Genomic DNA, 6,453 nt, shown 5'->3' with positions numbered 1-6,453 from the left:
GTTGCCCGAGCGTGGTCCTTACGGACATCGGACCCCTTAGCCTTGCCGCACCGTCCCCATTTGTCGCCATCGTCACCGCTATACGCCGGACTCACCTATGTCGCAGACCATTTCCCCCGCCGTGCCGGCTCCTTCGGCCCCTAAAGTCGGGTTCGTTTCACTCGGGTGCCCAAAAGCCTTGGTCGATTCCGAGCAGATCATCACCCAATTGCGCGCGGAAGGTTACGAGATATCCCCCTCATATGACGGTGCCGATCTCGTCGTGGTCAACACCTGCGGCTTTATCGATGAAGCCGTGCAGGAAAGTCTCGACGCCATCGGCGAGGCGCTTCACGAGAACGGCAAGGTGATCGTGACCGGTTGTCTCGGCGCGAAGAAGAGCGCGAGCGGGACAGGCCTGATTCAGGAAGTGCATCCGAAAGTGCTGGCCGTCACCGGGCCGCACGCGACGGCGGAAGTCATGAGCCACGTGCATCTGCATTTGCCCAAGCCGCACGATCCGTTCATCGATCTCGTGCCGCCCGCCGGCATCAAGCTGACGCCGCGGCATTACGCGTATCTGAAGATATCGGAAGGATGTAATCACCGGTGCACGTTCTGCATCATCCCTTCCATGCGCGGTGATCTGGTCTCGCGGCCAGTGGCCGACGTGATGCTCGAAGCCGAGAACCTGTTCAAATCCGGCGTCAAGGAACTGCTCGTGATTTCGCAGGATACGAGCGCCTATGGCGTCGATGTCAAATATCGCACCGGTTTCTGGAACGGCAAGCCGATCAAGACTCGCATGACGGACCTCGTCGGCGCGTTGGGCGAGCTTGCTGTGCAATACGGCGCGTGGGTCCGGTTGCATTACGTGTACCCCTACCCGAGCGTGGACGAAGTCATTCCGATGATGGCTGAAGGTCCGTTGAAGGGCCACGTGCTGCCGTATCTGGACGTGCCGTTCCAGCACGCGCACCCCGAAGTGCTCAAGCGCATGAAGCGCCCGGCGAACGCCGAGAAGGTGCTCGAGCGCGTGCAGAAGTGGCGTGCGATGTGCCCGGACCTGACCATCCGGAGCACGTTTATCGCCGGCTTCCCAGGCGAAACAGAAGAGCAATTTCAGACGCTGCTGGACTTCCTTCGTATCGCCGATCTGGATCGTGTCGGATGTTTCGCCTATTCGCCGGTTGAAGGCGCAACGGCCAACGAACTCGACGGCGCGCTGCCCGACGAAGTGCGCGAGGACCGTCGTGCACGATTCATGGAGCTGGCCGAGGAATTGTCGGCGGAACGCATGAAACGCAAGATCGGCAAGACGCTGAAAGTGCTCGTCGATGAACTGAGCAACGAAGGCGGTGTCGGCCGGACCGCGGCGGATGCGCCGGAGATCGACGGCGTGGTGTATATCGAGCCGGCAAAGAAGGCGTCGAAGCGCTACAAGGCGGGCGATTTCGTGTCGGTGAAGATCACCGGCGCCGACGGTCACGACCTGTGGGGCGAAGTCTGAGCGTCTGATTGTGATTTCACGCTCGGCGCGGCGGATTTAGCAAAGCGCAAAACTACTGAGACGAAGGAGCTGTCATGGCGCAACGTGAAGTGATGGTGGTCAGCGGCGTGCGGACCGCAATTGGCGATTTCGGCGGTGCACTGAAGGACTTCAGCCCGACGGATCTCGGTGCTCGCGTGGTACGTGAAGTCTTGTCGCGAGCGAATGTGTCGGGCGAGGACGTCGGTCATGTGGTCTTCGGCAACGTGATCCAGACCGAACCCAAGGACATGTACCTGGCGCGCGTCGCCGCGTTGAATGGTGGCGTGGCGCAGCATGCGCCCGCACTGACCGTCAACCGCCTGTGCGGTTCGGGCCTGCAGGCGATCGTCTCGGCCGCTCAATCCATTCTGCTTGGCGACACCGATGTCGCCATCGGCGGGGGCGCGGAAAGCATGAGCCGCGCGCCGTATCTCGCACAGTCGGCGCGTTTCGGCCAGCGCATGGGCGACGCGCGTCTCATCGACATGATGCTCGGCGCGCTGCACGATCCCTTCGATGCAATCCACATGGGCGTGACAGCAGAAAACGTCGCCGCGAAGTACGGCATCTCGCGCGAGATGCAGGACGAGCTTGCGCTCGAATCGCATCGGCGCGCGGCGCGGGCTATCGAGGCGGGTTATTTCAAGGAGCAGATTCTTGCCGTCACGCAGGCTTCGAAGAAAGGCGACATTGTCTTCGATACCGACGAGCACGTCCGCCTGAACGCCACGCTCCAGGATTTCACGAAGCTCAAGCCGGTGTTTGCCAAGGAAAACGGCACGGTTACGGCGGGCAATGCGTCGGGCATCAACGACGCAGCCGCGGCCGTCGTGCTGATGGAACGCGGTGCGGCCGAATCGCGTGGCCTGAAGCCGCTCGCGCGGCTGGTCTCGTATGCGCACGCGGGCGTCGATCCGAAGTACATGGGCATCGGCCCGATTCCGGCCACACGAAAGGCATTGGAGCGCGCGGGATTGACCGTTGGCGATCTCGATGTGATCGAAGCCAATGAAGCGTTTGCGGCGCAGGCGTGCGCGGTATCGAAGGAACTGGAACTGGACCCCGCGAAGGTCAATCCGAACGGTTCGGGCATTTCGCTCGGCCATCCGATTGGCGCGACCGGCGCGTTGATCACCGTGAAGGCGTTGTACGAACTGCAGCGGGTGGGCGGACGTTATGCGCTGGTGACAATGTGCATTGGCGGCGGGCAGGGCATCGCGGCAATTTTCGAACGCGTATGAGCACGGTAAGGACAGGAAACTATTCGATGACGCAAATGAAAGTGGCGGCAGTGGCGGCGATGGCGGCAGCGCTATTGCTCGCCGGCTGTAATTCGGCCATGCCGCCGGACGGCTCCCGAGCCGTGTCGGCGGCACGCGCAGCGGCTACGCCAGGCAATCTGGGCCTGCAGGCACCGGGTACGGCCGAAGCAATTGAAACGCTCGCGCTTCCGCCCGCCAAACCGCTGACCCCCAATCCGGCTTATGCGCGTTTCCCGACCTATGTCGGCACGCTCGGCGACAAGCAGATCGAAATGAAGCTCGGCGCGAAAACGGACGAGCGCACGGGTGTGCACGGTGAATACCGGTTCGCGGGAGCAACGACGGTGATCGTGGTTGCGGGGGACCGCGATGGCGATACGCTCGAGATCGAAGAGTCGAATGACGGCACGCATATCACCGGGAACTGGGTCGGCAAGTTTGCAGCCGATGGCAGCGTGTCGGGCGAACGCATGAACGCCGACGATTCCAATCCGCTGCCCTTCGACCTCAAGCCGGTCGGGTCAGGTCTTGCGCCTGCCCCTGCCGCCAGCGCGGTTGCACCGAAGGCGCCGCAATCGGCTGCGCCATCGCTGGAGCCGGCGCCTCCGCCCGCTCCCCCGGCAGCGGGCCACGCGCTGGGCGGGACCAGCAACGTGATCATCGGCGAGTGAAACACGAACTCGCCGTTCGATGTAACACGGCGTCATCGGCTTCACGCGATGACGCTTTTTTCTTATAGCCTCGAACAAGCAGGACACTCATGACCGATTCCAGCAATTCGTCCAATGCGCGCAGCCTGCAGACCCGCATCGTTCATCCGGAGGATCAGCTCACCCCCGGTTTTGATTCGTTCTCGATGCCGGTTACACGGGCGTCGACCGTGGTATTTCCGAATCTCGCCACCATGCGCGCGCTCGTCTGGAGCGACGATAGTCAGTGGCGCTACGGTCTGCACGCCACCCCCACGTCGCTTGCGCTGGCGCAGCGGCTGGCGGTGATCGAGGGCGGCAAGCACGCGCTGCTGCAGCCTTCGGGGTTATCGGCTATATCGAACGTGTATTTCGGCTTGGTGAAGGCCGGCGATCACGTGATGATTCCCGACAACGCATACTCGCCGAATCGCGATCACGCGGATTGGCTCGTGGCGGATTTCGGCCTCGAAGTGACGTATTACGATCCACTGATCGGCGCGGGCATCGATGCGCTGATCCGGCCGAACACCAAGCTGATCTGGCTTGAAGCGCCGGGTTCGGTGACCATGGAAGTGCAGGACGTACCCGCGATCACGAAGGTCGCGCGGGCGCGCAAGATACTGACCGCTATCGACAACACGTATTCGGCGGGTCTCGCATTCAAGCCGTTCGAGCATGGCGTCGATATCTCGGTGCAGGCACTGACGAAGTACCAGTCCGGCGCGAGTGACATCCTGATGGGCGCGACCATCACCGCCGACAAAGCCATCCACATGCGATTGAAGAGCGCGCGGATGCGCATGGGGATTGGCGTGTCTTCGGACGACTGTTCGCTCGTGCTGCGCAGTTTGCCAAGCATGCAAATCCGCTTCGACGCTCATGACCGGACAGCGCTGTCGCTGGCTCACTGGCTCAAGGCGCGGCCGGAAATTTCGGCGGTGCTGCATCCGGCGTTGGCGGATTGCCCGGGTCATGAATTCTTCAAACGAGATTTCACGAGGGCGGGTGGGCTGTTCTCCGTGGTCTTCGATAAACGCTACAGCCCGGCGCAAATCGATACCTTTGTTGAAGCGCTGGAAAACTTCGCGATCGGCTGGAGCTGGGGCGGCGCGAATAGTCTCGCGATGCCGTATGACATCAAGTCGATGCGCACCGCCGGAGATTGGCCGCACGAGGGCGTGCTGGTGCGGTTTTATATCGGGCTGGAAGATGAGGCCGATCTGCGAGCGGATCTGGAGCGGGCGCTGGCAGGGCTGGAAGCCTGAAAATGTTGATCGAGACAAGGGCTAAGTCTTTCGGCTCAGCCCGTGTCTCGCGATACGAGCCCGTTCAAAACAACCGCAGCAACCCGTCCAGTCCCACGAAGTTCAACGCCAGTCCTGCCGCTTCGCGCACCACCGGCTTCGCCCGGAACGCCACCGACAAGCCCGCTTCCGCCATCATCTTCAGGTCGTTCGAACCATCGCCCATGGCGATTGACCGCTGCGGATCAATGCCCAGTTGCGCGCAAGTTTCGCGCAGCGTACGCGCTTTGACATCGGCATTGACGATTTCGCCGGTGACCTTCCCGGTCAGCTTGCCATCGATTATTTCAAGCGTATTTGCGCGCGTGAAATCAAGCCCGAGCCGCGCCTTCAGCTTCTCGGTGAAGAACGTGAAACCGCCGGATACCAGCAGGGTTTTCAATCCCGCCGCCTTCGCCCCCGTGAGCATGATTTCCGCGCCCGGCGACAAACGCAGCCGTTCCTCATAAACCCGTTCCAGCGCGCTTGCGTCGAGGCCCTTCAGCAGCGCGACGCGCCGCGTCAGGCTCTCGTTGAAATCCTTGATCTCACCGCGCATCGACGCTTCGGTGATCGCTGCTACCTCTGCCTTCAACCCGCAAAAATCGGCGATCTCGTCAATACACTCGATCGTGATCAGCGTCGAATCCATGTCCATGGCGACGAGGCCAAAATCGCTCAGGCGTGATGCCGGGTCGATGAACGCGTAGTCCAGGCGATGCGTGCCGCAATAAGCATCGATATCCGGACGCTGCAGCGGATCCGCACCGCTCAGGCGCAGCACCCGGCCGGCGTCCGCGCGTTCGCTCTGCTTGTCATGAGCGCGGGCGAGGGCGGTGAGCGGTTTCAGATGCGTATCGGCGATCGGATCGAGGCTTTGGATGACAAGGTTCATGACGGGCGGCAAGCGAGAAAAATAGCGTGGGAAAGGTGCGCAAGACCCGTCATTGTAATGGTCCCGACCGATGGCGGATCTGCGCGCCGCGCCGCTATGATGGTTGCCGATAAAACGACGGAGACTCGCATGACCCCGACCGAACGCGCGCTCGACTTCGATCTGCGCAAGCTCGACGCCGCGTTTTACGCCGATCCGTATCCGGTCTACGACGCGTTGCGCACCAGCGAGCCGATCAAGACAATGCCCGATGGCTCGCTGTTTCTCACGCGCTATCGGGACGTGCAGGCCGTGTATCGCGATCCGAAAACCTTCAGTTCGGACAAGACCGTGGAATTTGGCCCGAAGTATGGCGTTCATACTCCGCTGTTTGCGCATCACACGACAAGCCTCGTCTTCAACGATCCGCCGCGGCACACGCGTGTGCGCAAACTGATCGCGGGCGCGCTGACTGCGCGCGCGATTGCGGCAACGGAACCGGGTCTTGTGAGTCTGATCGATGGACTTCTCGACCAGGCTGCGGCACTCGGCGAGATCGATTTAATCGATGATTTCGCTTCAGCGATTCCAGTTGAAGTGATCGGCAACCTGCTCGACGTGCCGCACGATGAACGCGCACCATTGCGCGACTGGTCGCTCGCGATTCTCGGTGCACTGGAGCCTGCGCTCACCCCGGAGCAGGAAGCGCGGGGTAATCGGGCGGTAGCGGATTTCATCGATTATCTGGTGACGCTGGTTGCGCGCCGTCGTGCGCATCCCGGCGATCCGCAACATGATGTGCTGACGCGGCTGATTCAGAGCGAAGCCGACG

At 61.8% G+C, this 6,453-nt stretch carries 5 protein-coding genes and 1 pseudogene; 5 read left to right on the top strand and 1 reads right to left on the bottom strand.

The window, feature by feature from the left end:
- Window positions 1–97: 97 nt before the first annotated feature.
- From rimO to JWR14_RS31300, 4 genes are all read left to right on the top strand, one after another.
- Complete coding sequence (gene rimO, locus JWR14_RS31315; RefSeq protein ID WP_299717148.1) at window positions 98–1,489, top strand: 30S ribosomal protein S12 methylthiotransferase RimO; 1,392 nt, start codon at window positions 98–100, stop codon at window positions 1,487–1,489.
- A 74-nt stretch (window positions 1,490–1,563) separates the two neighbouring features.
- Window positions 1,564–2,751, top strand: coding sequence for a beta-ketothiolase BktB (gene bktB / locus JWR14_RS31310; protein WP_299717146.1), 1,188 nt, complete (start codon window positions 1,564–1,566; stop codon window positions 2,749–2,751).
- A gap of 26 nt (window positions 2,752–2,777) precedes the next feature.
- Entirely contained in the window at window positions 2,778–3,443 is a 666-nt protein-coding gene (locus tag JWR14_RS31305) for a hypothetical protein (protein WP_299717144.1), read from the top strand.
- 89 nt (window positions 3,444–3,532) lie between these two features.
- Complete coding sequence (locus JWR14_RS31300) at window positions 3,533–4,729, top strand: cystathionine beta-lyase (RefSeq protein ID WP_299717142.1); 1,197 nt, start codon at window positions 3,533–3,535, stop codon at window positions 4,727–4,729.
- A gap of 64 nt (window positions 4,730–4,793) precedes the next feature.
- Here JWR14_RS31300 and serB read toward each other — a convergent pair whose 3' ends face one another.
- Window positions 4,794–5,642, bottom strand: coding sequence for a phosphoserine phosphatase SerB (gene serB, locus JWR14_RS31295; RefSeq protein WP_299717140.1), 849 nt, complete (start codon window positions 5,640–5,642; stop codon window positions 4,794–4,796).
- Between the two features lie 129 nt (window positions 5,643–5,771).
- Here serB and JWR14_RS31290 point away from each other — a divergent pair.
- Window positions 5,772–6,453 (top strand): annotated as a pseudogene (locus tag JWR14_RS31290) (cytochrome P450); the annotation flags it as partial.

It is taken from the genome of Caballeronia sp. (assembly GCF_028292365.1).
Taxonomy (GTDB): domain Bacteria; phylum Pseudomonadota; class Gammaproteobacteria; order Burkholderiales; family Burkholderiaceae; genus Caballeronia.
The sequence above is the reverse complement of the archived record's forward strand: the minus strand, read 5'-3'. Positions and strand labels throughout refer to the sequence as shown.

Coding starts and splice junctions, on each gene's coding strand:
- rimO (WP_299717148.1), top strand. CDS start 98: ATGTCGCAGACCATTTCCCCCGCCGTGCCGGCTCCTTCGGCCCCTAAA.
- bktB (WP_299717146.1), top strand. CDS start 1,564: ATGGCGCAACGTGAAGTGATGGTGGTCAGCGGCGTGCGGACCGCAATT.
- JWR14_RS31305 (WP_299717144.1), top strand. CDS start 2,778: ATGACGCAAATGAAAGTGGCGGCAGTGGCGGCGATGGCGGCAGCGCTA.
- JWR14_RS31300 (WP_299717142.1), top strand. CDS start 3,533: ATGACCGATTCCAGCAATTCGTCCAATGCGCGCAGCCTGCAGACCCGC.
- serB (WP_299717140.1), bottom strand. CDS start 5,642: ATGAACCTTGTCATCCAAAGCCTCGATCCGATCGCCGATACGCATCTG.